The organism is Pseudomonas paralactis, from assembly GCF_001439735.1.
GTDB lineage: Bacteria > Pseudomonadota > Gammaproteobacteria > Pseudomonadales > Pseudomonadaceae > Aquipseudomonas > Aquipseudomonas paralactis.
Window position 1 is genome coordinate 644,674 of the sequence record NZ_JYLN01000001.1, and the last position, 26,774, is coordinate 671,447.

Genomic DNA, 26,774 nt, shown 5'->3' on the forward strand with positions numbered 1-26,774 from the left:
GACAAAAACGGCGGGCAGGAAAAAGAAAAAACAGACAGCCAAGCATCGCCCACCGTGATGCTGTTGAATGTTCAAGGCCGGTCTCCGGACTCATGAGTGGCGCGTCTTATCGAAGCAGCCGAGGGCGCGCCTTCCCATATCGCGGGCGATACAGTGGCAAACAGCACCGTCTTGACTCATTTACCGTTGCGGGGGCAGCGCCGGAATCGCGGCAGCACTGTGTACAAGTGCGCTCACTCACCGGCTTCCCTGTTTCACTCTGTCGACGCACGCGCCACAGAGCACCTGGAACAAGCCGCGAAGGTTAGTGGGTTGGGGGTGGAGCGTCAATTAAAGCTGGCCTTGTACTTGAACCATCCGTACAGCGTGCTTCTCTACCCTTACAGGTATCAAGGAGAAAACCATGCCTAAAACCCGATTGGCCTTACTGATCATGCTCACCGGCAGCCTCGCCGCCTGCGGCGAAAGCTCCACCCTGCAAGTCGCGGATGGCACCGGGCCCTCGCCCAAACTGCCGGAGCCGAACAAGACGCTGATTCCCACCGTCAACATCGCCCCGGCGATCGGTTGGCCTGAAGGCGCCAAGCCAACGGCTGCCGCCGGCACCCAAGTGGCCGCCTTCGCCGAAGGCCTGGATCACCCACGCTGGCTCTACGTGCTGCCCAACGGCGACGTGCTGGTGGCCGAGACCAATGCGCCGCCCAAGCCAGACGACTCCAAAGGCGTGCGCGGCTGGGTGATGGAAAAAGTCATGGGCCGCGCCGGTGCCGGTGTGCCCAGCCCGAACCGCATCACGCTGCTGCGCGATGCCGATCATGACGGCGTGGCCGAAACGCGTACGGTATTTCTGCAAAATCTGAATTCGCCGTTTGGCATGACACTGGTGGGCAACGATCTGTACGTGGCGGACTCGGACAAGTTGCTGCGCTTTCCCTATCAGCCGGGTGAAACCGCAATCACGTCCCAAGGCACCACCGTCGTGGATTTGCCAGGCGGCCCCTTGAACCATCACTGGACCAAAAACGTGGTGGCCAGCAAGGACGGCAGCAAGCTGTATGTGAGCGTCGGCTCAAACAGCAACGTCGGCGAAAACGGCCTGGACGCCGAGCAAGGCCGCGCTGCTATCTGGGAAGTTGATCGCGCGACCGGCCAGCACCGCATTTTCGCCTCCGGCCTGCGCAACCCCAACGGCATGGCCTGGGAGCCACAGAGCGGCAAGCTGTGGACGGCGGTCAACGAGCGCGATGAAATCGGCAGCGACCTGGTGCCGGATTACATCACCTCGGTCAAGGATGGCGGCTTCTACGGCTGGCCTTTCAGTTATTACGGCCAGCATGTGGATGTGCGTGTCACCCCGCAGAACCTGGACATGGTCGCCAAGGCCATCGCTCCCGACTATGCGGTAGGCCCTCATACTGCGTCGCTGGGGCTGACCTTCGCCGAGGGCAGCAAACTCCCTGCCCCTTTCAGTAATGGCGCATTTATCGGCCAGCATGGTTCCTGGAACCGCAAGCCGCACAGTGGCTACAAGGTAATTTTCGTGCCCTTCGAAGGGGGCCAGCCGAAAGGGCAACCGGTGGATGTGCTGACCGGGTTTCTGGATAGCGATGAGAAGGCCATGGGCCGGCCAGTAGGCGTGGTGATAGATCAGCAGGGGGATTTGCTGGTGGCCGATGATGTGGGCAATAAGGTTTGGAGAGTGTCGGCTGTTAAGTAAATCGCCACACACCAATGTGGGGGCGGGCTTGCCCGCGATTACGGTAGCCCAGTCAACTAACGCGTTGACTGACACACTGCATTCGCGGGAAAGCCCGCTCCCACATTTTGGAGTTTTACTGATTCAGGGATTACGCGCCAGGTTCCCAGGCAGTACCCGCTTGGCACTCAGGTAGGCATTCTGCCAATACGCTTTGGAGAGCGTATCCAGCTTCACCGTACCGCCGGTTTGCGGCGCGTGTACGAAGCGGCCCTCCCCCACATAGATGCCCGCATGGCTGACCCGCGAACCGCCACCGGTGGCGAAGAACAACAGGTCGCCGGTTTGCAGGTTTTGTTCGCTGACGTCCTGGCCACGCATCACGATCAATTCACGGGTGGTGCGCGGCAATGAGATGCCGGCTGCGTCGCGGAACACAAAGCCGATCAGGCCACTGCAATCAAACCCCGAGTCCGGTGTGTTGCCGCCCCAGCGATAAGGCGTGCCGACCAGGCCCAGCGCACGGAAGAGCACATCTTCGGCAGCAGGCGAAAAATTCTGGGTGGCGTAGTTGAATACCGGCTTGGGCTTGACCGCTACAGGCGCGGGCGGCGGTGGACGGCTGGCGCAGGCGCTGAGCAGCGCGGCGCAAACAATGAGCATCAGGCGGGCCGAGGTCGACATGTGCAGAACAATCCTGGTCTGGATGCGGCTTTCGCTGCCGAACGTTGAAAACCAGAACGCGCAAGCAAAGCTCGCGCGAACGGATGACAACAATGTCCAGGGATTCTAGCGCTTACACGTCAAACTTCAAGTATCACTTTAACTTTACTTACTAGCGGTAACCGTAGTCGGGGCCATGGCGAGTGCGCGCTTGGCTTCGATGAAGGTTTTGCTCCAGTAGCTGTCACCCAGGTTATCGACCCGAACGCCACCGCTACGGCGGCTGCTGGAGTGGATAAACTGGTTATCGCCCAGGTAGATACCGGCGTGGCTGACACGACCGCGACCACTGGTACTAAAGAAAAGCAGATCGCCCGGCTTAAGGTTGTTGCGTGCGACCAACGGTGCGTCCACGTTGATCATTTCGCGCGTGGAGCGAGGCAGATTCATGCCCGCTTCTTCACGAAACAGATAACCGATAAAACCGCTGCAATCAAAACCGGCTTCAGAAGTGCCGCCAAAACGGTAACGGGTACCGATCAGGGACTTGCCGCGCTCAAGAATGCTGTCGGCCAGAAGGGGCAACTGGTAAGGCTTGCTACCTGAGAAGTCGGCGAGTTCTTTTTCGGTTGCCATCTCTTCTTCATAAACAGAAGCAGACTGTGCAGCAACGAACTTGGCCTGATTTTGAACCTGTGGTTTGGGCTGTTCTGCCACCTGTTGAGGGTGGGAGGCGCAACCAAACAATAGGGTAACGAGTGCGAGAGGCACGAGGGGTGCGAAGCGATTTAGCATGGGCACGACCGTGGCTGATGTGTAAAGAAGCCGAGACTATGCCCTCTATCACATCGATTTGCAAATTCAATCGTGATCTATGTGACTTATTGTTTGGACTATGCCATCTAAGCCGTAATTCCATGAATCGCTGTACTTGCGTGGCCTGCCGGGCTCAAACGCACATTTGCTGACGCCTGAAAATTGCCGAATGGTGGCAAATCAACGCTTTACCAGCCCAACGTTTCTTTGAGGAAAGGGATCGTCAATTTTCTTTGCGCCTGCAAGGACGCCTGGTCGAGTTGCTCAAGCAAATCGAACAGCGCGCTCATGCTGCGGGTGCCACGGGTCAGGATAAAGTGCCCCACTTCGTCGGTCAGGTGCAGGCCACGACGGGAAGCGCGCAGTTGCAGAGCACGCAGCTTGTCCTCATCGGACAACGGGCGCATCTGGAAGATCAGCGCCAGGGTCAGCCGCGACTTGAGGTCGGCCAGCTTAACCGGCAGCTCACGCGGCGAGGTGGAAGCGGCGATCAGCAAGCGCCGACCGCTGTCGCGCAGGCGGTTGAACAGGTGAAACAGCGCTTCTTCCCAATCCGCCTTGCCGGCCACTGCCTGCAAGTCGTCCAGGCACACCAGTTCGTACTGCTCAAGGTTGTCGAAGATACCGACGCCGCGGTCCATCAACTCGGCCAACGGCAGGTATACCGCCGGCTCGCCCATCTGCTCGAAACGCAGGCACGCAGCCTGTAACAGGTGGGTACGCCCCACGCCATGCTTGCCCCACAGATAGATCAGGCTTTCAGTCCACCCGGCGTCGGCTTCGCAAAGCCGCTCCACATAGCCGAGTGCAGCGGCATTGGCGCCTGGGTAGTAATTGATAAAGGTAGCGTCATCACGCAGACGCACACCTAGGGGCAGCTGAATCGGTTTCATGCTGACTGAACGGCTCCCATCGAACCGTTAGTGGCCTCTGTGTAAAGTTTGCAAAGTTTATACCCGTGACGCCGGGCGCACAATGCAGCAGACCACAAGCAAAATCAAAGGTTTGCGTTAACCTCGCGGTTTTACGCGGATTGTTTGACGCCCCCTGCCCCACAAACAACAAACCCGGCCTTGGCCGGGTTTGTGACATTGCGATTACAACTCGGGCTCATCAACGCCCGTATACACGTCCGAATCCTTGTACAAGTCATGAACGTGACGCACCAGCACCATGATCACCGCCGCTACCGGCAGCGCCAGCAGGATGCCGGTAAACCCGAACAGCTCGCCACCGGCCAGGATCGCAAAGATCACCGCCACCGGGTGCAGGCCAATCCGATCGCCCACCAGCAGCGGCGTCAGCACCATGCCTTCCAACGCCTGGCCGACCATGAACACCGCGACGATCCCCAGCATCGGGTAAAGGTCGCCGCCAAACTGGAACAGACCGGCCACCAGCGCCGCACCGATACCAATCACAAAGCCCATATATGGCACGATGGCTGCCAGGCCCGCGATCAAGCCGATCAACAGCCCCAGCTCCAGGCCGATGGCCATCAAGCCGGCGGCATAGATCACTCCCAGCGCCAGCATCACCAGTAGTTGGCCGCGAACAAACGCCCCCAGTACTTCATGGCATTCTGCGGCGAGGGAGACGATGCGCTCTTCGCGGTCACGGGGCAGCAGGCTGCGGATCTTGGCCACCATGATGTCCCAGTCACGCAGCAGGTAAAACGCCACCACCGGGATCAGCACCAGGTTGGTCAACCAGCCGATCAGCGCCAGGCTCGACGCGGTTGCCTGGCTGAGCACCACCGTGACGATATCGGTGGTCTTGTCCATATGCTCGCTGATAGCTGCCTTGACCTTGTCGAACTTCCAGAAGCCATCCGCCAGCCCGAACTTGGACTGGGCCCACGGCATTGCCGTGTGCTGCAACCAGTCGAGCATTTGCGGCGCCAGCTCGTAGAGGCGAAACAGTTGCTTGGCCAACATCGGCACCAATATCAACACCAGCGCCGTGATGATCAACGTGAACAGCGCAAACACCGTGATCACGCCCCAGGTGCGCGACATGCCGACTTTTTCCAGGCGATCCACCACGGGATCGAACAGATAGGCGAGCAGCAGCGCCACCAGGAACGGCGTCAGGATCGAATGCAGCAAGAACACAAAACCGCACAGCAGGACTATCCCGCCAAGCCACACCCAACGACGCGTATCCGCCATAAACCACTCCATCTGTTATTTACGCCCTTCTTCTATATAGAAGAAGGAACACTATTTACCAACGAAAACGCAGTTGCGCCTGGGGCTCCGGTGCAGCAGCCGGTTGCGTGCCATCGACCACGGGTTGCTGGGCCGGGGCTTCGCCTGCAGGGATTTCCTGCAACTTGGCCAGGCTCAATTGGGTACGCAACTGCTCGGCGCTGCCGTTGACGCGATACACAATACGGTTGCCATCCACTAACTGCGGCTGGCCGCCAAAGGGCTCCAGCAACCGGCCCAGGGTGGCGTAGCGCTCTAGGTTCATACCTTGCACTTCAAGCAGTTGCTCGCTGCTCACGCCGGGTTTGACCGCAAAGCGCGGTGCCAGCTTTTGGCTGACCGCCAGCAATACCGCGTCGGCAAGCGCGGCAGTGTCAGCGCCTTGGGCGGTACCCTGCTCGGCCGTATCGCCCAGCCACAGATGCCATTTGGCCTGCCACTGACTGCCTTCCTGGCGCGCATGCACAGCCAGCAACGCATCGGCACCGTAGCGCTCGGAGGCTGCACGCAACGGCGTAGCGTCCGCGCTTTCCAGATTCGGCGCAGTGGCAACCACTTGCTCATCGAGGTCGCCCAGCGGCAGGCGCAATGGCAAACCACGGTGTTGCGCGGCACGGCGCAGTGTCTGGGCAACCGCCTGGCCATCGCCGACCAGGCTGCTGCCTTCGGTAGAATCGTTCAGCCACCAACCGAGAATCGACGGTCGATTACTGCCCCAGATCGACAAGCCGGCATCATGCAAGGCCCGGTCGGTGCTCACCGGATCGAAGTCCACTTGCAGGCTCTCGGGCGGGCCGGCGTCGTAGCCGTATTGGGTGATGATTTGTTGCGGGTCCTTGCGGATTGCCGCCAGGCCCGGGCCATCGGCGGCCTTGGCGTCGCCGGTGAGGCGGATCACCAATGTCTGCACGGCGCGCTGGGTGGCTTGGTCGCGCTCCTGGGGGGACTGGCTGCTGACCGGTTCGAGCACTTGATAGAGGCCATTGAGGGTTTCGGCATGACTCGCCAGACTGACCAAGGACAAACAGCCCACAAAGAAGAATTTACACAGACGCATGGAAGATTCCCGAACGACAAATTTAGCGGCTGGAACAGACCGCGTGAATCGGTTTAGCCAGGCTGTGACCACAGCACCCGGCAAAACATTCACAGGGCCTCGACAAGTTTTTGTACTGTCATAACGATAGCGGGTTCAAGGCTATACCTTAATACGCCGCTTGGCAGAGCGAATCAGCATTTTTAACCGGCTTTTTTAATCTATATGGCCCTGCCCGTCGGCCCGAGGATGGCCGCTGCCCTTCAAGCCTGATAAAATCGCGCGCCTTCGCAGACCGTCAACGGCAGCGGCCTTTTCCAAAAGCGCCCGCCCGCTCGGTCGTTACCCCTGAATCCCCCCCTAAAGGCCTGGATCATGAGCAAGCAACCCTCCCTGAGCTACAAGGACGCCGGTGTAGACATCGACGCCGGTGAAGCATTGGTCGAACGCATCAAGAGCGTCGCCAAGCGCACTGCGCGCCCTGAAGTCATGGGTGGCCTGGGCGGTTTTGGCGCCCTCTGCGAAATCCCGGCCGGCTACAAACAGCCTGTACTGGTATCCGGCACCGACGGCGTGGGCACCAAGCTGCGCCTGGCCCTGAACCTGAACAAGCACGACAGCATCGGCATCGACCTGGTCGCCATGTGCGTCAACGACTTGGTGGTGTGCGGCGCCGAGCCATTGTTCTTCCTCGACTACTACGCCACCGGCAAGCTCAATGTCGAGACCGCAACCCAGGTGGTCACCGGCATCGGCGCCGGCTGCGAACTGTCGGGTTGCTCCCTGGTCGGCGGCGAAACCGCTGAAATGCCAGGCATGTACGAAGGCGAAGACTACGACCTGGCCGGTTTCTGCGTCGGTGTGGTGGAAAAAGCCGAGATCATCGACGGGTCCAAAGTAGCTGCCGGTGACGCCCTGCTCGCCCTGCCATCGTCCGGCCCGCACTCCAACGGTTACTCGCTGATCCGCAAGATCATCGAAGTGTCCGGTGCCGACATCGAAAACATCCAGCTCGACGGCAAGCCGCTGACCGACCTGCTGATGGCCCCGACTCGCATCTACGTCAAGCCACTGCTCAAGCTGATCAAGGACACCGGCGCCGTCAAGGCCATGGCCCACATCACCGGCGGCGGCCTGCTGGATAACATCCCGCGCGTTCTGCCAAAAGGCGCCCAGGCGATTGTCGACGTGGCCAGCTGGCAGCGCCCGGCAGTCTTCGATTGGCTGCAAGAGAAAGGCAACGTCAACGAAACCGAAATGCACCGCGTGCTCAACTGCGGCGTGGGCATGGTCATCTGCGTGGCACAAGAGCACGTTGAAACCGCGCTGAACGTATTGCGTGAAGCCGGCGAGCAACCTTGGGTTATCGGCCAGATCGCCACTGCCGCCGAAGGCGCGGCCCAGGTTGAACTGAAGAACCTTAAGGCGCACTGATGCCTGCAACCTGTGATGTCGTGGTGCTGCTTTCCGGCACCGGCAGTAACTTGCAGGCCCTGATCGATAGCACGCGCAGCGGCGACAGCCCGGTGCGCATCGCTGCGGTGATTTCCAACCGCAGCGACGCCTACGGCCTGCAACGCGCCAGGGACGCGGGTATCGATACCCGCTCGCTGGATCACAAGGCGTTCGAGGGCCGCGAGGCTTTCGACCGCGCCTTGATCGAACTGATCGACGCCTTCAATCCCAAGCTCGTGGTCCTTGCCGGTTTCATGCGCATCCTCAGTGCTGATTTCGTGCGGCACTACGAAGGGCGCCTGCTCAATATCCACCCTTCCCTGCTGCCCAAGTACAAAGGCATGCACACCCATCAGCGCGCTCTCGACGCCGGTGACAGCGAGCATGGCTGCAGCGTGCACTTCGTCACCGAGGAACTCGATGGCGGGCCTCTGGTCGTACAGGCAGTGGTTCCGGTAGAGTCAGGCGACTCGGCGCAGACCCTTGCGCAACGGGTTCATACCCAGGAACACAGGATTTACCCGCTGGCTGTTCGCTGGTTTGCCGAGGGACGGTTGATTCTTGGTGACCAGGGTGCATTATTGGACGGTCAGTTACTCGCGGCCAGCGGCCACTTGATTCGAACCTAGGAGATTTTATGCGTCGCGCCCTGCTCTTCGCTTTTGCGCTGTTCGCTTTGCCTGCCGTACAAGCGGCAGACCTTCATCCCTTCTCCGTCAGCTACACCGCCGACTGGAAGCAACTGCCCATGAGTGGTTCGGCTGAACGCAGCCTGACCAAAAACGGCGACGGCACCTGGACCTTGAACTTCAAGGCCTCAATGATGATTGCCAGCCTGACCGAAACCAGCGTGATCCTGTTCGACAAGGACACCCTGCAACCCAAGAGCTACAGCTTCGAGCGCGGCGGCTTGGGCAAGGCGAAGAAGATCAACCTGGACTTCGACCAGGCGAACAAGAAAATCACCGGTTTTGAAAACAAGGATCCGGTTAACGTCACCCTCGAAAGCGGCATGCTCGACAAGTCCACCTATCAGCTCGCCCTGCAGCGCGACGTGGCTGCCGGCAAAAAAAGCATGAGCTACCGAGTGGCCGAAGGCACTGATGTCGACACCTATGACTTCCGCGTAATTGGCCCGGAAAAGGTCCAGACCAAGGTAGGCTCCATCGACGCGATCAAGGTTGAACGCGTACGTGATCCGTCCCAAAGCAAGCGCATCACGCAGATGTGGTTTGCCAAGGACCAGGGCGGCATTCTGGTTGCCCTGCGTCAGGTTGAGACCGACGGCAAGGAATACAACATCATGCTGCAGGATGGCACCGTTGACGGTAAGGCCGTCAAAGGCAGCTGATTGCTGATGCACCGGAAAAGAGCCTCGCTGAATGCGGGGCTTTTTTTTGCCTGGCATTTTTAGGGCGAGCCACTACCGCTATCGCAGCATAGGTATCTACACAACTTTTGGGCTGTAGCAGCAGACGGTAACCACGATGCGAAGCGAGCCGCTCTTGATCTTGCTCTTGATCTCAGGCGCCCCGTTAAACCACGCTGGCCGAACGCAGGCTTGAATTCGTGGGTAACCCGGCAGGACGCCGGGTTAGCCGCCCCGCGCCATGGATGGCGCGTGGCGGCGGCCCACGGATTCAAGCCTGTGTTCGGGCACACCGAGCCTAAGCGAGGTGCCGAGTGGTGGGGCAAGAGCGTTTTGCTTACTTTTGCGCTTTTCAAAAGTGAGCCGCCGTCAGGCGGAACCCTAAGTGGCCGTTACCGCAGGAATGGATATGTACTCGGTATAACAGTGTCGCCTGTCAGGCCGCCTTCGCAGGCAAGCCAGCTCCCACAGGGGAATGCATTTCAAGGTGGGAGCTGGCTTGCCTGCGATGGCGGTGCCGAGGTCAACCTGGCCGCCCCGAACATGAAACTTTTGTCATAAAGCCTCTGCCATGGCGACGCAATGCCTCGGTTTACGCGGCCTCCAGCATTGTTGCGCTTCCTGCAATGAATTATTGCGCGCAAAATCAGTTTACTTAGCAAGCTAACAAATCATATAACAAAGGCCTGCGACGACTTGCCGCAGACCCACCAGAGATTGGAGCAAGCAGATGACTGTAAAAGTAACTGAACGCGACGATGAACATATGTCCCACGAGGCGGTAGGCCACGGGATTCACATCTGGGATGTCCATCAGCAAGACGTATTGGTCGGTATGTTCCACAACGAGAGCGATGCCCATAATTATAAAAACGAGCTCGAAACTCTCGAATTGCAACGCCAGGCGAAAAGCTCCTGAAGCGCTGAAATCAGCTCGACGCCCGGCCCACGCAGCCGGACCGTCTACAAGAAACCGCGCTTTTGGAGCGCGGTTTTTTTTCAAGAATTCGATATGAATTTATGTAACAAAAGCACACAAAAATAATGATTCTCGATACCATTCGTGCACCTTTCATTCAGGCTCACGATTAGGGAATCCATTTGATGCACGGAAATAGCACGCAGCCAGACATCTCGTTGCTGGAACGCTGGAGCGAGGCACTTGCCACCGCGCAATTTCAAGCCAGTCACATCAGCCTTGACGCCCTGATCAATACGCTGGCACCCGCCGCCGAACGCAGCTTCCAACGCCTGATCCAGGCATTGTTTCGTGAAAGCCTGCTCGACCCCAACACCCTCACTTATGACGAACACGGACATTGCTCACTGACATTGCCTTGCCGGGCCCAACTACGTTTTGAACATTTGCGCCCTGGCCGCATGGCAAGCTGGGACCTGCGTGGCGAAGTCGTTCTGTTGCGCGAAGGCCAGACCGACCAGAAGATCCAATTCCCATCACAGTTGTTGACGCTGCTTAACGCCAGCCTCACCTCACCGGCAGACCTGGAAGTGCTCAACCGCCTCAACGTCGAGATCGACGACAGCTTCATCAACGACACCTTGTGCCTCGCCTTCCATGAGCAATGGACGCTCAAGCTGCATGCGTCCATGGACCCGGTGCATCAAGGCAACTTGCTGAGTCATCTCAAGAACAGTTCAGGCGCTACCAACCCGACATCCGTGCTTGAGCAGTGGGGAACATTGGGTCACCCGTGGCACCCCAATTACAAGACCAAGCTGGGCCTGAATACCGAGCAGGTCATCAATTATTCGCCGGAATTCGAAGCACGCTTCCCGGTACTGCTGTGCGCACTGCATCGCCAATTTGCCCATGTCGAAACGTTGGCCGGGACTGCAGATTACTGGCAGTGGTGGAGCAAGCACTTTCCACAGGCGGCGCAGCAACTAACCGCGACACTTCACGCACAGGGCCTTGAGGCTGGCGATTATCTGCCGTTGCCTTCCCATCCCTGGCAGGCACGCCAGGAGCTGCCTCAGCTGTTCGCCGATGCAATCGGCGACAAGCTGCTGGTGCTGACCGATATCGTCGCGTTTACCGCCCACCCCACCATGTCCTTCAGGACTGTATTGCCTGAAGGCCGCTGCGATGCGCCCATGGTCAAACTGCCCGTGTCGCTGCGCCTGACCAGCGTGCAGCGCACCGTCTCACCGCGTTCGGCGCGCATGGGCCCACGGATCAGCCACCTGCTGCTGACCATCCTGGAGCGCGAGCCTGCGATTGGGAAAATCCTCAGCATCGTTCCCGAGCGTATCGGTGTGCATTTCAAGCCAATACCGGCCAATGACGAGCACTCCCGCCACCTGGCGGTGCTCTATCGCGACAATCCCCACAGCCAGCTTAAGCCCGGGGAAATGGCCGTGCCGGTGGGCAGCCTGTTTGCCATTGATCAACACGGCCAGCCGCTGCTGCGCCAATGGGTGCGCCTGAGCCAAGGCCAGGATGACGCGGCGGCTATGCTCGCGTTTTTCCATGATTACGCGGCGATCAGTGTGCAGGCACTGCTGGGCATGTATTTGCGCTACGGCGTTGCGTTCGAGGCCCATCAGCAGAACTCCTTTATGGTCATGGCCGCAGACGGGCAATTGAGCCGCCTGCTGTTGCGCGATTTCGGCGATATCCGTATCGACCGCAAAACCTTGCATGCCCACGGCCTGGACATTGAACTGCACGACCCGAAGATGACGCTGTACGACGACGCAGGCTTTGTACGGGACAAGCTGCTGCACACCGTATTCATGTGCCACCTGGGGGAGCTGATCCTGCTCGCTGCGCGCCACTTCGACATCCCCCAGGCGCTGCTCTGGAATGAGCTGTCGGCACAAGTCAGCCAGTGTTTCGACGACCTGCGCGCTCAGGTTGAACCGCAACGCTGGGCAGCCGAGCGCGAAGCACTGCTGGAGCAACCGTGGCCGGCCAAATCGTTCATGCGTATGCGCCTGCTGGAGAGTCATGCCGATATCGTCGGGCGCCTGCCCAACCCCTTGAGTGCGGCCGCCAATGCCGACTAACAACACAGCGCTGCGGCTGCTGGTGGTGATTCAGTTGGTGTCGATGGGGGCGATGGAGATGAGCGGACCGTTTTGGCCGCTGCAAATCCAGAAGCTGTTGGGCGTCGCCAATGCCCAGTACACCGGCCTGCTGTCTTCGCTGGTGTATGCCGGGCCGATGATGGCAGCAATGATCCTCACACCCATGTGGGGGAAACTGGGCGACCGTACCGGCCACAAGCCCATGATCATCCGTGCATTGCTGGCACTGGCGGTGTGCCAGGCGCTGGCTGCGATAACGCCTGATCCGTGGTGGCTGGTGGTCATCCGCGTGGTGCAAGGTGCGTTGGCCGGCTTCATTGCAGCTGCCCAAGCCTACGCACTGGCCTGCTGCGGCGAGGGTGGGCGCGGTCACATTCTTGCGCGGCTGCAATCAGCCACCGCCGTAGGCTCCCTGGCCGGGCCGGTATTGGGCGGCTGGCTGATGGACATATCCGGTTTCGCATTGCTGTGCTACAGCGCCACCGCCGTCTGCCTGTTGTGCGCGATAATCAGCACGTTCTTGCCCAGCGATTCACCTCGCTCCAGACCCGCCCGCCCGTCGAAGCCTGTCGCACTGCCCAAAGGCTGGCTTGGCGCGATGTTGGGAATCATCGTATTGATCCAGGCAGCCAGGATGATGCCGCAACCGTTTTACGCTTTATATGTTGCCGAGGTTTTGCAGGCGCCCGCGTGGCTGATCGGCGCCAGCTATGGCGCCAGCGCCTTGACCCTGGCACTGTCTGCGCCGTTATGGGGCCGCCTGTTCGATCGACATCAGCCAGCGCATACGCTGCGCATCATCGAATGGGTCACCTGGGCCTGCGCCCTCACGCTGGCCTGCACGGCGCTGGCCAGTGAATGGTTGGGGTTCATCGCCAGCCGGTTGCTGTGGGGCGTGTGGCAGGGAGCTTTGCTGCCCGTGGCCTACACGCTGATCGCCAATACCGTCGCGTCCAGCCAGCAGGGTTTTGCCCTGGGCATGGGTAACAGCGCCGCCAAAGCAGGTGCGCTGTGCGGCGCCTTGATAGGCGGTATCGGCATGGGGTGGGTGGGCCTGGCGCACAGCTTCTGGCTGGTCGCACTGACCTATGCATTGGCCGCCGTGAGTATCCGCGCTATCCGTTCATATACGCGAGCGCCTGAGACACCCGATTTTTCTGTCAATACTTCTAATAACTCTGAGACAAACCCATGAACAAATCGCAATTGGCCGTTCTGCTGCCGCTTCTCGGCTCGATGAGTGCGCCCGCCTGGGCCGAACAGACAGAGCCGACGCAAGCAGCGCCAACCAGCCTGCAGCTGCAAGCGACCGTGGTGTCGGCCACGCGCAATGAAACCAGCATCGCGCAGATCCCAGGTTCCGTGCAGGTCATCAACGAAGAGCAGATTCGCCAGCAAACCGGCGCAGGGCGTCGGGTCGCGGATATCCTCGGCCAACTGGTGCCTGGCATTGCGCCGTCCAGCGGCGGCATGAGCAACTTCGGCCAGACGCTTCGCGGGCGTAATACCCTGATCCTGATCGATGGCGTTTCACAAAACGCCACGCGTGATAACTTCCGTCAGCTCAACAGCGTGGCACCGGAAAGCATCGAGCGCATCGAAGTGATCTCCGGCGCCAGCAGCGTCTACGGCGCAGGTGCATCGGGTGGCATCATCAACATCATCACCAAACGCAACAACGGTGAGGACCTGGCCTTCAGCAGCAAGATCGGCATGACCGCCGGCAACAACTTCAGCCACAAGGGGTTCGCTTACCAGGCGTTCCAAAGCGCCACCGGGCGCAAGGGCCCGCTGGACTGGTATCTGTCGGGCAACACCGTGCAGCGCAACGACCAGTTCGACGGTAACGGCAAGCGCATTCCCCAGGATACGTCCCAGGGCAGCAACATGGACACCGACACCTACGACCTGCAAGGTCGCTTCGGCTACGAGCTTGATGATGACAAGAAGATCAGCCTGTCGCTGCAAGACTACAAAGACGAACAAGACACCCGCTACACCAAGAACCCTCGCATCACCAGCGACGCAGTCGCCGTAAAAGGCCTGGACCTGAACGATCAACCCTACACCCACAACCAGGCGGTCAACCTCAACTACGCCGACAAGGACTTCTACGGCCAGGGCCTGCAGGTCGAAAGCTACTGGCGGCGGGCCGATGCACTGTTCTTCCCGGACCTGTCCCGAGGCCGGGCAGGCGTGTCCGACAACAACAGCGTGCAGGATGTCTATGGCCTGCGTGCGGCGATCGATACGCAGATGCCGGACATCGGCCCGGCAACCGGCAACCTGGTGTGGGGGGCTGACTATGATCATGAAACCTCACGCCAGCGCGGCGACCAATATCGGGTCAATGGCCTGAACTACAGCAAAACCGGGACCACCTTCGAACTGGGCCCGGACATCGAGACCACCACCAAAGCCATCTTTGGTCAGCTGTCCTACGACATCAATGACTGGACCTTACGCGGTGGTGTACGTCGCGAGTGGATTGAGAGCGAGGTCTCCGACAGCATCGCCTACGGCGAAATCGTCCAGACCGGCAACCGCGCCACACTGCCCGGCGGCACGCTCAAATACGATGACACGCTGTATAACCTTGGGGCGGTGTATCACCTGACCGAAAACCAGGACGTGTTCGTCAACTTCAGCCAGGGCTTTTCCCTGCCGGATATCCAGCGCTTCCTGCGTGACGTGAACAGCAAATACGATATTCAGGACCTCAATGCCCAGGCCCTGAAAGTCGACAGCTATGAGCTGGGCTGGCGTGGCGACTGGGACAAGTGGCAGGCCAGTGTCACCGCGTATGAAAACACCTCGGACGTCACGCAGTTCTACGATGCCAACGACCGTGTATTGCGTCTGATCAACCAGAAAGAACGCGTGCGCGGTGCCGAAACCAGCCTGACCTACAACGTCAACGACCAATGGTCCGTCGGCGGTACTTACGCTTACGCCAAGGGCGAGACCCAGCAGAACGGCAAATGGATCGACCTGCCCGCCACGCGCATCTCCCCCGCCAAGACCACCGCCTTTGTGGGCTATCAGCGTGACGACTACAGCCTGCGCTTGCAGGGAATGCGCCTGGCCGATTATGACGCTGCGGCCAAGGACAACAACGGTCGCGATATCCAGGGCTACACCCTGGTTGATCTGCTGGGCTCGGTACGGCTACCGGTAGGTCGTCTTGAAGGTGCGGTGTACAACCTCACCAACCGCAACTACCAGAACATGTTCGCCCAGGCCAACGCCCGCGCACCGTACCCGAATGCCGAAGGTCGTACCTTCAGCCTGAGTTACGCAGTGGATTGGTAACAGGCTGCACGCTTAAAACACAAACCCCGCCTTTTGGCGGGGTTTGTCGTTTCTAACGGCTTACCACATCAGATCATCAGGGATCTGGTAGGCGGCGTACGGATCGTCCTCATCCGGCACCTGGCTTTCGGTGAGGATGTTGAGCTGCACGATGCGCTCCGGTGCGCGCTCCTGAATCTTCAGCGCCGCCTCCCGCGGGATCACCTCATAACCACCACCGTGGTGCACGATGGCCAGGGAGCCGTTGCTCAGCTTGTTACGCATCAAGGTGTTGACCGACAGGCGCTTGACCTTCTTGTCATCGACGAAGTTGTAGTAGTCCTCGGTGGTCAGCTTGGGCAGACGCGAGGTTTCGATCAGTTGCTTGACCTGGGCGGTACGCGCCTTGGCCTCGGCTTTTTCCTGCTGCTGGCGGTTGAGTTCCTGGTCACGCTTGACCTTCTCGGCGTGTGCCTCAGCGGCCAGGCGTGCCTGGGTATCATCGACTTCGGCCTGGCCCTTGTGGACCAGACGCTGCTGCTTCTGCTTCTCTTTGCCGACCTGTTTGGCCTGCTTTTGGTTGACCAGACCTGCTTTGAGCAACTGGTCGCGAAGGGAAAGGCTCATGGTGCTTACTCACTTAGGCAGCTGCTCAACCGCAGCTGGACACATTCTTTTCCTGGCGTTTGGCTTCGCCCCACAGGGCGTCCAACTCTTCGAGGGTGCAATCTTCTATGGGTTGGTGCGTATCGCGCAATGCCTGTTCGATAAATCGGAAACGGCGTTCGAACTTGGCATTGGCACCGCGCAGTGCAGTTTCCGGGTCAACCTTGAGGTGACGAGCCAGGTTGACGGCGGCAAACAGCAGGTCACCGACTTCATCGGCAATGGCCTGCGGATCGTTATCGGCCATGGCTTCGAGCACTTCATCCAACTCTTCACGCACGTTGTCCACCACCGGCAAGGCGGCCGGCCAGTCGAAACCGACCTGGCTGGCGCGCTTTTGCAATTTGGCCGCGCGGGACAACGAGGGTAAGGCGGTGGGCACATCATCGAGTAGGGAGAGTTGCTCGGGAGCGTCGGACTTTTCTGCGCGCTCCTCAGCTTTGATCTGCTCCCAGCGCTCCTTGACCTGTTCTTCGCTCAACTGCGGGATATCCAGCGGTGCATACAGGTCGCCGGTGGGAAACACATGGGGATGGCGCCGAATCAGCTTGCGCGTGATGCTGTCGATCACCCCGGCAAATTCAAAGCGCCCTTCTTCCCGCGCCAGTTGGCTGTAATACACCACCTGGAACAGCAGGTCGCCCAGCTCGCCTTGCAGATGGTCAAAGTCGCCGCGCTCGATGGCGTCGGCCACTTCATAGGCCTCCTCCAGCGTGTGCGGGACGATGGTCGCGTAGGTTTGCTTGATGTCCCACGGGCAGCCGTACTGCGGGTCGCGCAGGCGGTTCATCAGGTGCAGCAGGTCTTCGAGTGAATACATCGTATCTCTTTCCGCTGAAAATCCAATGTGGGAGCTGGCTTGCCTGCGATGCTTGCGACTCGGTGCTTCAGTTAGACCGAGGTGATGCTATCGCAGGCAAGCCAGCTCCCACAGAAAACAACTCCACATGTCAGTCGGCTGTCATCCTGCTAATCACGGGGTGCGGTTACGCCGGGTCTCGATGATGTTCGGCAACTGGGATATCCGCCCCAGCAAGCGCCCCAGCGCATCCAGCCCCGGAATCTCGATGGTCAGGGACATCAACGCCGTGTTGTCCTCTTTGTTCGATCGGGTATTGACCGCCAGCACGTTGATCCGCTCGTTGAGCAGCACTTGCGAGACGTCACGCAGCAGGCCTGAACGGTCGTAGGCACGGATGATGATGTCCACCGGATACGTGAGCACCGGCACCGGCCCCCAGCTGACCTGGATGATCCGCTCCGGCTCGCGCCCGCCCAGTTGCAGCACCGAGGCGCAGTCCTGGCGGTGAATGCTCACGCCGCGGCCCTGGGTGATATAGCCGACGATGGCGTCGCCCGGCAACGGCTGGCAGCAGCCGGCCATTTGCGTCATCAGGTTGCCCACGCCCTGGATCTGGATATCGCCGCGCTTGCCCGGTTTGTAGCCGGTGGCTTTGCGCGGGATCAGCTCCAGCTGTTCGTTGCCGCGCTCCGGCTCGACCAGTTGCTGGGCCAGGTTGACCAGTTGCGCCAGGCGCAGGTCACCGGCACCAAGGGCGGCGAACATGTCTTCGGCGATCTTCATGTTGGCTTTTTCGGCCAGCTTGTCGAAATCCACCTGAGGCAGGCCCAGGCGCGCCAGTTCGCGTTCGAGCAGGGTCTTGCCGGCGGCAACGTTCTGGTCGCGCGCCTGCAGCTTGAACCAGTGGACGATCTTCGCACGCGCCCGCGAAGTGGTGATGTAGCCCAGATTCGGGTTCAGCCAGTCGCGGCTCGGCGTGCCGTGCTTGCTGGTGATGATCTCGACCTGTTCACCGGTTTGCAGGCTGTAGTTGAGCGGCACGATACGCCCGTTGATCTTGGCGCCGCGGCAGTTATGCCCGATTTCGGTGTGCACGCGGTAGGCAAAGTCCAGCGGCGTGGCGCCTTTGGGCAAGTCGATGGCGTGGCCGTCAGGCGTGAAGATATAGACCCGGTCCGGCTCGATATCCACCCGCAGTTGCTCGGCCAGGCCGCCGATGTCGCCGAGTTCTTCGTGCCATTCCAGCACTTGGCGCAACCAGGAGATCTTCTCTTCGTACTGGTTGGACCCGGCCTTGACGTCGGTGCCCTTGTAGCGCCAGTGCGCACACACCCCCAGCTCGGCTTCTTCGTGCATGGCGTGGGTGCGGATCTGCACTTCCAGCACCTTGCCTTCAGGGCCGATCACGGCGGTGTGCAGCGAGCGGTAGCCGTTTTCCTTGGGGTTGGCGATGTAGTCGTCGAATTCCTTGGGGATGTGGCGCCACAGGGTGTGGACGATGCCCAGCGCGGTGTAGCAATCGCGCATTTCCGGCACCAGCACGCGCACCGCCCGCACGTCGTATATCTGGCTGAAGGCCAGGCCCTTGCGCTGCATTTTGCGCCAGATCGAATAGATGTGCTTGGCGCGGCCGCTGATGTCGGCGTCCACGCCGGTCGCTTGCAGTTCGGAACGCAACTGGCCCATCACGTCGCTGATAAAGCGCTCGCGATCCAGGCGCCGTTCGTGCAGCAACGTGGCGATCTGTTTGTATTGGTCCGGTTCCAGGTAGCGGAAGGACAAATCCTCCAGCTCCCACTTGATGTGGCCGATCCCCAGGCGGTGGGCCAACGGCGCGTAAATGTCGAAAACTTCGCGGGCGACGCGGTTACGCTTTTCGTCATCGGCGGTCTTCACCGCACGGATCGCGCAGGTACGCTCGGCCAGCTTGATCAGGGCAACGCGCACGTCGTCGACCATCGCCACCAGCATCTTGCGCAGGTTTTCCACCTGGCCCTGGGTGCCCAGCACCATGGACTGGCGTGGGCTGAGGCTGGCGCTGATGGCGGCCATGCGCAGCACGCCGTCGATCAGCTTGGCCACCACCGAACCGAAACGCTGACCAACGGTGGCCAACGCAATATGCCCTTCGCGCACGCCGCGATAGAGCACGGCGGCGATCAGCGAATCCTGGTCCAGTTTGAGATCGGCAAGGATCTCGGCGATTTCCAACCCGGTGCGAAAGCTTGAAGTGCCTTCGGCCCACAGGTTCTTGGCCGCATTGTCTTGCTGCTCAGACTCACGAGCGAACTCGCAGGCTGCTTTCAAGGCTTCACGGTCCAGTGCCGGGTCGACACTGACGGCATGATCCAGCCATGCCTCCAGATTGATACTGCCGTCGGTGTTGATCGGCTGGTGTGCTCTCACCTGTACCATCTTGCTTACCTTCCCTACGACGCACCTTCGATGCGCCAAAATCATCGCCGACTTTTACTGCGAGCTCCGTAGCAGTACCAAGGCCTTGGAGAACGCAGGCCAGTCGGATTAAACGGGCATCCTAGCCCGCTTCAAATAACGCCATGGCCTCGACATGCGCAGTCTGCGGAAACATGTCGAGGATCCCGGCACGCTTTAGCCGGTAGCCTTGCTTGACCAACTCAACCGTGTCCCGCGCCAGCGTGGCTGGGTTACAGGACACATACACCAGGCGCTTTGCCCCAAGGGTAGCGAGCTTGCGCACAACCTCTTGGGCACCATCGCGGGGTGGGTCCAAGAGTACCGCAGAAAAGCCCTGTTTGGCCCATTGCGCGTCAGTCAAAGGCGCAGACAGATCGGCCTGAAAGAACTGCACGTTAGACAAATGGTTGCTCGCAGCATTGAGCGCTGCACGGTCCACCATGGTCTGCACACCCTCTACAGCCACCACTTCGCGCACCTGGCGCGCCAGTGGCAAGGCGAAGTTGCCCAGCCCGCAAAACAGGTCCAGCACCCGTTCGTCGGCTTGTGGCGCCAGCCATTCGAGTGCCTGGGCAACCATCGCCTGATTGACCCCGGCGTTGACCTGCACAAAATCTCCCGGCCGGTAAGCCAGCTCCAGATCCCAGGCATCCAGGCGAAAGCCCAGGGCCTGATCGGGCTCGACAGGTTCCGGCTGGCCCTCGCCATGCAGCCACAATTGGGCTTCATGGAAGGTGCAAAATTCTTTCAGGATCAGCAAATCTGCTTCGGACAGCGGTGCCATATGCCGCAGCAACACGGCGATGGACGAACCACTGAACAGCTCCACATGCCCCAGCGCCTGCGGTTTGCTCAGGCGACGCAGCATATTCGGCAAGCGCTGCATGATAGGTTGCAAGGCTTGTACCAGCACCGGGCAGTCATCGATGGCGACAATGTCCTGGCTGGCCACGGCGCGAAAACCCACTTCGAGCTTTTTCGCCTTGGCATCCCAGCGTACGGCCACACGGGCGCGACGCCGGTACCCGAACTCCGGCCCGCTCAACGGCGGCGCCCACTCTTGCGGTTCGACACCTGCCACCCGCGACAGTTGCTCGGCGAGCATGCGCTGTTTCAGGGCAAGTTGCTGGTCATGAGGCAGATGCTGCACGCTGCAGCCGCCACAGCGGCCCACATGAGCGCAGGGCGCAGGGCGCCGCAGCTCACTGGCCTGGAACACCCGCTCGGTACGGGCCTCGACCACTTTGCCATGGGTACCCAACACCCGTGCTTCCACTTCTTCGCCGGCCAGCGCGCCATTCACAAACCAGGTGCGGCCTTCAAAGAACACAATGCCACGGCCATCATTGGCCAGGCGCTCGATGGTCAGGCGTTGTTTCTTGCCCACCGGGATCTGCGGGGCCCGGCTGCCGCCCGTTGGCTGGAAGCGCAAGCCTCTCTCGTGCTTGGCCATCAGTTGGGTTCGTCGAAAATGCCGGTCGACAGGTAACGGTCGCCTCGGTCACAGATGATCGCGACGATCACCGCGTTTTCCACTTCTTTGGACAAGCGCAACATACCGGCCACGGCGCCGCCGGAGGACACGCCGCAGAAGATGCCCTCTTCACGGGCCAGGCGGCGGGTCGTGTCTTCGGCTTCGCGCTGGGCCATGTCGATGATGCGGTCTACCCGCGTCGCGTTGTAGATCTTCGGCAGGTACTCTTCGGGCCAGCGGCGGATACCAGGAATGGCCGCACCTTCCATCGGTTGCAGGCCGACGATCTGGATCGCCGGGTTCTGCTCCTTGAGGTAGCGCGAATTGCCCATGATGGTGCCGGTGGTTCCCATGGAACTGACGAAATGAGTAATGGTGCCCTGGGTCTGGCGCCAGATTTCCGGGCCGGTGCTGGTGTAGTGCGCCTCGGGGTTGTCACCGTTGGCGAACTGATCGAGCACCACACCACGGCCTTCGGCGGCCATACGTTCGGCGAGGTCCCGGGCACCTTCCATACCCTCCTCCTGAGTGACCAGGATCAACTGGGCACCATAGGCAGTCATCGCCGCCTTGCGCTCGGCGCTGCCGTTGTCGGGCATGATCAGCACCATCTTGTAACCCTTGATCGCCGCGGCCATAGCCAGGGCGATCCCGGTGTTACCCGAGGTGGCCTCGATCAGGGTGTCGCCCGGCTTGATCTGCCCGCGCAACTCGGCGCGAGCAATCATCGACAACGCCGGGCGATCCTTGACGGAGCCGGCCGGGTTGTTGCCTTCGAGCTTGAGCAACAGGGTATTACTGGTTTCACCCGCCATGCGTTGCAAGCGGACCAGGGGCGTGTTGCCGACGCAATCGGCGATTGTGGGGTACTGCAAGGTCATGGCGTATTCGCAATCCAGACTGCGGGGGCGGACATCATACCGGGAAAGGACGGCGGGCCATATCACGCAAAGTGTGGTGCTTATGGCTTATAGGAATAAGCCAATAATATGGCGACTGTTGCGACGCCATCGGGGGCAAGCCCCCTCCCACATTCGACTACGTTCTCACGTTGGAACTCGGTCAACTGTGGGAGGGGGTTTGCCCCCGATAAGCATGGGTATCTACACAACTTTTGTAGCCACTGCCAACCGTAACCACGATGCGAAGCGAGCCGCTCTTGATCTGCTTTTGATCTTGATCTTAGGCGCCCCGTTAAACCACGCTGGCCGGAATTCGACAGGGATTTGGGGGGTAAACCGGCAGGGATGCCGGTTTAGCCGCCCCGCGCCATGGATGGCGCGTGGCGGCGGCCCCCCAAATCCATGGCGGATTACGGGCACACCGAGCCTAAGCGAGGTGCCGAGTGGTGGGGCAAGAGCCCTTTGGTTACTTTGGGGCTCTTTTCCAAAGTGACCCGCTGTAAAAGCGGAACCAATAGCAGCCGTGACCCAAATAACGGATATGCACTCGATCAAAGTCCAGCATCCTGGTCGGCCCTGAGGCCGCCATCGGGGGCAAGCCCCCTCCCACAAGTCCGGCGTCGCACCAAAGAGTTGTGTAGATACCTATGCCCCGATAAGCGCGCCTCGATTAACCTGCTATTCCCGCCGCCCGTCGCCATGGTTTTTCTGAAAAACTTCTTCCCCCATCGCCGCAATCTGCCCTTCGATCAGCGCTTCAAAGGGTTTGAGCAGCGGTTCGAACGATACCGGCGCTTCCAGCACCTGCAACGCTTGCACAATAGCTTCCACCGTCGACAGCGCTCCTGGACCAGGGGCCTTGCGCAGTCGATAACGTGAAATGCCGCCATCAGCCAGGGTCACGCGTGGCAGCGCAGCCAGCAACGGGTTGAGGTGAAGCAGCTTGCGCGCTTTGCGCCAGGTGCCATCCGGAACCACCAACAGCAGGGGCTGATCGCCGGGCATATAAGCCTGCAAAGGCTGCGCCTCATCGGCCGGAAACAACAGCCGTGCCTGATACCCAGGCGGGCTCAATAACGTCGCCAGATCATCAAACACCTCCCCTACCACCAACTGCGCATTCTTCAAGCCCAACGCCGCCAACCTCGCGGTATTGAGCGCATGGCCGACCTCGCTGGGGTGCTGCAACAGCAACACGCGAGTGCGGCTGTCGAGGGTCGGGATCAGTGCACAGAGGCAGTGGGTGGTCGGCCGCAAGCAATGCGGGCATTGGGGTCTGGACATGTTTTTTCAGGCCTGGTTGAGCTGGGTCTTGAGCAAGTCGCGGAAGGTCTGGATAAGCGGTTCACGGCTACGACCACGGCGCATGATCATCGAAAACGGCGCCTGGTAGCCGAAGGTCGCCGGCAGCAATACGCGCAGGTCACCCTTGTCGGCCCAGGCCTGGGCGTAGTGTTCGGGCAGGTAGCCGATGTAGGCGCCGGACAATACCAGGATCAACTGCGCTTCCATACTTTCGACGGTCGCGGCGCTGTGCTTGAAGCCGTGGCGCGCCAGCTCGGCCTGGCTCCAGTAGCCACGCCCGACCATACGCTGCTGGGTGATGACCTGCTCGGGAATGCGCCGCTCGCTGAACAGCGGGTGCCGGTTGCTGCAATACAGCCAGTGCTGTTCGCGGTACAGCGGCATATAGATCAGGCCGCTCATGCGGTTGGAGAACGCACCGATGGCCAGGTCCAGGCGGTTATCCTGCACGCCCAGTTGCAGTTCGTAGGGGCTCATCACCGACAGGTTCAAGTGAACCGCGGGATGTTCCAGGCTGTAGGCGCCAATCACCTCAGCGAACGGCAGGGCCTTGTCGCTGACGGTGGAATCAAGTACGCCCAATTTGAGCGTGCCGCGCAACTCGCCTTTGAGCGCAGCGGCGTATTGCTCGAAGCCTTCGAGCTCGCCCAGCAGGCGCAGGGTTTCCTGATGAAACAACTCGCCCTTGCTGGTCAGGCTGAAGCCGCCGCGACCTCGATGGCACAGCACCAGGCCCAGGGCGGATTCGAGTTGGCTCATATACGTACTGATGGCCGACGTCGAAAGGTTCAGCTCGTGCTGGGCGTTGGCGAACCCCTGGTGACGCACGACGCTGACGAAGATGCGCAGGAGTTTGAGGTCGGGCAAGGCGTTGGCCATCAGGTCTCCAAATGCTTGAACTGTAGGAGCGAGCTTGCTCGCGAAAAACCTGAGGACGCCGCGAATATTCTGGATGTCCGCATTATCGTTGACGTTTTTCGCGAGCAAGCTCGCTCCTACAGGATCAGGGAGTTTACCCCGGGCTTTAGTTTAGAAAAATCTGAACTAAGTATTTGCCCCTGCCGATTCTTCCTGCCCCAGGCTTTTCGCAGAATCGGCCATCAATAAACAAAACAACGATGAGGCAATCCCGTGGACAAGATTTTCCACCAACCACTGGGCGGCAACGAAATGCCGCGCTTCGCCGGCATCGCCACCATGATGCGTCTTCCCCACCTGCAAACGGCCAAAGGCCTGGACGCCGCTTTTATCGGCGTACCCCTGGATATCGGCACCTCGCTGCGCGCCGGCACCCGCTTCGGCCCTCGGGAAATCCGCGCCGAGTCGGTGATGATCCGCCCCTACAACATGGCCACCGGCGCTGCCCCGTTCGACTCACTGTCGGTGGCCGATATCGGCGACGTGGCGATCAACACCTTCAACCTGCTCGACGCCGTGCGCATCATCGAAGAGGCCTACGATGAAATCCTTGAGCACGACGTTATCCCCCTGACGCTGGGTGGCGACCACACCATCACCCTGCCGATCCTGCGGGCGATCCACAAGAAACACGGCAAGGTCGGGCTGGTGCACATCGATGCCCACGCCGACGTCAACGACCACATGTTCGGCGAAAAAATTGCCCACGGCACCACCTTCCGCCGCGCCGTGGAAGAAGGTTTGCTCGATTGCGACCGCGTGGTGCAGATCGGCCTGCGTGCCCAGGGCTACACCGCCGAAGACTTCAACTGGAGCCGCAAGCAAGGCTTTCGCGTGGTCCAGGCCGAAGAATGCTGGCACCACTCCCTTGCCCCGTTGATGGCACAAGTGCGAGAAAAAGTCGGCGGCGGCCCGGTGTACCTCAGCTTCGATATCGACGGCATCGACCCCGCCTGGGCGCCCGGCACCGGCACTCCGGAAATCGGTGGGCTGACCACCATCCAGGCCATCGAAATCATCCGTGGCTGCCAAGGCCTGGATCTGATTGGTTGCGACCTGGTAGAAGTTTCGCCGCCTTACGACACCACCGGCAATACCTCGTTGCTCGGCGCCAACTTGCTGTACGAGATGCTCTGCGTATTGCCTGGCGTCGCGCATCGCTGATGCCTTCACACTAACAATCAAGGGGATCATATAGATCCCCGACCCAAGATGTACCTGACCTTCGCTCGCGTGTTGACCGAGCCGGCTGCCGCCTGATCGCCCATAAAAAAGATAATCGGAGAATCACCGTCATGGCTTTGGATTTATTCGTCGTACTCATCTACGCCGCCGGTATGCTCGTGCTCGGCTACTACGGTATGCGCCGCGCCAAGACCCACGAAGACTACCTGGTGGCAGGCCGTAACCTCGGCCCGTCGCTGTACATGGGCACCATGGCCGCCACAGTATTGGGCGGCGCCTCCACCGTCGGCACCGTGCGCCTGGGTTATGTGCACGGCATTTCAGGTTTCTGGCTGTGCGCCGCGCTGGGCGCCGGGATCATTGCGCTGAACCTGTTCCTGGCCAAGCCGCTGCTGAAACTGAAAATCTTCACCGTTACCCAGGTCCTGGAAAAGCGTTACAACCCCATGGCACGTCAGGCCAGCGCGGTGATCATGCTGGCCTATGCCCTGATGCTCGGCGTGACTTCGATCCTGGCCATCGCTACCGTATTGCAAGTGCTGTTCGACTTGCCGTTCTGGCTGTCGGTGCTGGTAGGCGGCGGCGTGGTGGTGGTGTATTCGACCATCGGTGGCATGTGGTCGCTGACCCTGACCGATATCGTGCAATTTGTGATCAAGACCGTCGGCCTGATCTTCATCCTGCTGCCCATCTGCCTGTACCGCGTCGGCGGCTGGGATGAACTGGTGGCCAAGCTGCCGGCGTCGAGCTTCAGCTTTACCGCGATCGGCTGGGACACGATCATCACCTACTTCTTGATCTACTTCTTCGGCATCCTGATTGGCCAGGATATCTGGCAGCGCGTGTTCACCGCTCGTGATGAAAAGGTCGCCCAGTACGCGGGTACTTTCGCCGGTTTCTACTGCATTCTCTACGGTCTGGCCTGCGCCCTGATTGGCATGGCGGCTCACGTGCTGATCCCGGACCTGGATAACGTCAACAATGCCTTTGCCGCCATCGTCAAAGCTTCGTTACCGGACGGCATTCGTGGCCTGGTGATTGCCGCGGCCCTGGCGGCAATGATGTCCACCGCCAGCGCCGCCCTGCTCGCGGCATCCACCGTGTTGACCGAAGACCTGCTGCCACGGCTGCGCGGTGGCAAGCAATCAAGCCTGGGCATCAACCGCTTGTTCACGCTGCTGACCGGGGTTGCCGTACTGGGCATCGCGCTGGTGGTGAATGACGTGATCAGCGCCCTGACCCTGGCCTATAACCTTTTGGTGGGCGGTATGTTGGTACCACTGATTGGCGCGCTATTTTGGAAGCGCGCCACGACGTCGGGTGCAATTACGTCCATGACGCTGGGCTTCGTCACCGCACTGGTGTTTATGTTCAAGGATGGGTTGGACGCAAACACACCGATTTACTACAGCCTGGCGGTAGCACTGGTGAGTTTTGTACTGGTGAGCGTGTTGTCGCGCAGGCCGGATACCGTGGCGGCTCGGGCGGCTTGAGCTATT

The 26,774-nt window shown here is 60.3% G+C and carries 22 protein-coding genes and 1 riboswitch; of the genes, 10 read left to right on the top strand and 12 right to left on the bottom strand.

What is annotated here, in order from left to right; all coding sequences use genetic code 11:
- Positions 1-58 precede the first annotated feature (58 nt).
- A riboswitch (cobalamin riboswitch) is annotated at positions 59-304 on the bottom strand.
- 99 nt (positions 305-403) lie between these two features.
- Positions 404-1,717 carry a PQQ-dependent sugar dehydrogenase gene (locus tag TX23_RS03020; protein WP_057700952.1) on the top strand — a complete coding sequence of 438 codons (1,314 nt, stop codon included), beginning with the start codon at positions 404-406 and terminating at the stop codon, positions 1,715-1,717.
- Between the two features lie 123 nt (positions 1,718-1,840).
- Here TX23_RS03020 and TX23_RS03025 read toward each other — a convergent pair whose 3' ends face one another.
- From TX23_RS03025 to TX23_RS03045, 5 genes are all read right to left on the bottom strand, one after another.
- Positions 1,841-2,380, bottom strand: coding sequence for a C40 family peptidase (locus tag TX23_RS03025; RefSeq protein ID WP_005790173.1), 540 nt, complete (start codon positions 2,378-2,380; stop codon positions 1,841-1,843).
- 144 nt (positions 2,381-2,524) lie between these two features.
- Positions 2,525-3,154 (bottom strand): C40 family peptidase, encoded by a 630-nt coding sequence (locus TX23_RS03030; RefSeq protein WP_057700953.1) that lies wholly within the window; start codon positions 3,152-3,154, stop codon positions 2,525-2,527.
- Between the two features lie 209 nt (positions 3,155-3,363).
- Positions 3,364-4,068 (bottom strand): DnaA regulatory inactivator Hda, encoded by a 705-nt coding sequence (hda, locus tag TX23_RS03035; RefSeq protein ID WP_005790177.1) that lies wholly within the window; start codon positions 4,066-4,068, stop codon positions 3,364-3,366.
- A gap of 204 nt (positions 4,069-4,272) precedes the next feature.
- A complete protein-coding gene (locus tag TX23_RS03040; protein ID WP_057700954.1) occupies positions 4,273-5,346 on the bottom strand; it encodes an AI-2E family transporter in 1,074 nt (357 codons plus the stop codon).
- A gap of 55 nt (positions 5,347-5,401) precedes the next feature.
- Complete coding sequence (locus tag TX23_RS03045; protein ID WP_057700955.1) at positions 5,402-6,442, bottom strand: DUF2066 domain-containing protein; 1,041 nt, start codon at positions 6,440-6,442, stop codon at positions 5,402-5,404.
- A 354-nt stretch (positions 6,443-6,796) separates the two neighbouring features.
- Between TX23_RS03045 and purM the strand changes: the two genes are divergently transcribed.
- The 7 genes from purM (at position 6,797) to TX23_RS03080 (ending at position 15,608) form a co-directional block, all read left to right on the top strand.
- Positions 6,797-7,855 carry a phosphoribosylformylglycinamidine cyclo-ligase gene (purM, locus tag TX23_RS03050; RefSeq protein ID WP_014719398.1) on the top strand — a complete coding sequence of 353 codons (1,059 nt, stop codon included), beginning with the start codon at positions 6,797-6,799 and terminating at the stop codon, positions 7,853-7,855.
- On the top strand, positions 7,855-8,505 hold the full coding sequence (purN, locus tag TX23_RS03055) for a phosphoribosylglycinamide formyltransferase (RefSeq protein ID WP_057700956.1): 651 nt from the start codon (positions 7,855-7,857) through the stop codon (positions 8,503-8,505). The genes purM and purN overlap by 1 nt, the downstream gene beginning before the upstream one ends.
- Before the next feature lie 8 nt (positions 8,506-8,513).
- Positions 8,514-9,227: a DUF3108 domain-containing protein gene (locus TX23_RS03060; RefSeq protein ID WP_032880017.1), complete on the top strand. Its 714-nt coding sequence runs from the start codon at positions 8,514-8,516 to the stop codon at positions 9,225-9,227.
- A gap of 748 nt (positions 9,228-9,975) precedes the next feature.
- The gene (locus TX23_RS03065) at positions 9,976-10,164 is read left to right on the top strand and encodes a hypothetical protein (protein WP_003193064.1); all 189 of its coding nucleotides are present in this window, start codon (positions 9,976-9,978) and stop codon (positions 10,162-10,164) included.
- 185 nt (positions 10,165-10,349) lie between these two features.
- Entirely contained in the window at positions 10,350-12,275 is a 1,926-nt protein-coding gene (locus tag TX23_RS03070) for an IucA/IucC family protein (protein WP_057700957.1), read from the top strand.
- The gene (locus TX23_RS03075) at positions 12,265-13,491 is read left to right on the top strand and encodes an MFS transporter (RefSeq protein WP_057700958.1); all 1,227 of its coding nucleotides are present in this window, start codon (positions 12,265-12,267) and stop codon (positions 13,489-13,491) included. The genes TX23_RS03070 and TX23_RS03075 overlap by 11 nt, the downstream gene beginning before the upstream one ends.
- Entirely contained in the window at positions 13,488-15,608 is a 2,121-nt protein-coding gene (locus TX23_RS03080) for a TonB-dependent receptor (RefSeq protein ID WP_057700959.1), read from the top strand. The genes TX23_RS03075 and TX23_RS03080 overlap by 4 nt, the downstream gene beginning before the upstream one ends.
- A 60-nt stretch (positions 15,609-15,668) precedes the next feature.
- Here the strand turns inward: TX23_RS03080 and TX23_RS03085 are convergent, their stop codons facing one another.
- The 7 genes from TX23_RS03085 to TX23_RS03115 form a co-directional block, all read right to left on the bottom strand.
- Positions 15,669-16,214: a DUF2058 domain-containing protein gene (locus TX23_RS03085; RefSeq protein WP_014719402.1), complete on the bottom strand. Its 546-nt coding sequence runs from the start codon at positions 16,212-16,214 to the stop codon at positions 15,669-15,671.
- Between the two features lie 25 nt (positions 16,215-16,239).
- A complete protein-coding gene (gene mazG, locus TX23_RS03090; RefSeq protein ID WP_032880011.1) occupies positions 16,240-17,073 on the bottom strand; it encodes a nucleoside triphosphate pyrophosphohydrolase in 834 nt (277 codons plus the stop codon).
- Between the two features lie 153 nt (positions 17,074-17,226).
- Positions 17,227-19,470 (bottom strand): GTP diphosphokinase, encoded by a 2,244-nt coding sequence (relA, locus tag TX23_RS03095; protein WP_057700960.1) that lies wholly within the window; start codon positions 19,468-19,470, stop codon positions 17,227-17,229.
- A 121-nt stretch (positions 19,471-19,591) separates the two neighbouring features.
- Positions 19,592-20,944 carry a 23S rRNA (uracil(1939)-C(5))-methyltransferase RlmD gene (gene rlmD / locus TX23_RS03100; protein ID WP_057700961.1) on the bottom strand — a complete coding sequence of 451 codons (1,353 nt, stop codon included), beginning with the start codon at positions 20,942-20,944 and terminating at the stop codon, positions 19,592-19,594.
- Entirely contained in the window at positions 20,944-21,846 is a 903-nt protein-coding gene (gene cysM / locus TX23_RS03105) for a cysteine synthase CysM (protein ID WP_003193080.1), read from the bottom strand. The genes rlmD and cysM overlap by 1 nt, the downstream gene beginning before the upstream one ends.
- A 699-nt stretch (positions 21,847-22,545) precedes the next feature.
- A complete protein-coding gene (locus TX23_RS03110) occupies positions 22,546-23,151 on the bottom strand; it encodes a tRNA-uridine aminocarboxypropyltransferase (RefSeq protein WP_057700962.1) in 606 nt (201 codons plus the stop codon).
- Between the two features lie 6 nt (positions 23,152-23,157).
- Positions 23,158-24,051 (bottom strand): LysR family transcriptional regulator, encoded by an 894-nt coding sequence (locus TX23_RS03115; protein ID WP_005790200.1) that lies wholly within the window; start codon positions 24,049-24,051, stop codon positions 23,158-23,160.
- A gap of 252 nt (positions 24,052-24,303) precedes the next feature.
- Between TX23_RS03115 and speB the strand changes: the two genes are divergently transcribed.
- Both speB and TX23_RS03125 read left to right on the top strand, forming a co-directional pair.
- Complete coding sequence (gene speB, locus TX23_RS03120) at positions 24,304-25,254, top strand: agmatinase (protein ID WP_032880005.1); 951 nt, start codon at positions 24,304-24,306, stop codon at positions 25,252-25,254.
- A 131-nt stretch (positions 25,255-25,385) separates the two neighbouring features.
- A complete protein-coding gene (locus tag TX23_RS03125) occupies positions 25,386-26,768 on the top strand; it encodes a sodium:solute symporter (RefSeq protein ID WP_057700963.1) in 1,383 nt (460 codons plus the stop codon).
- Positions 26,769-26,774 lie beyond the last annotated feature (6 nt).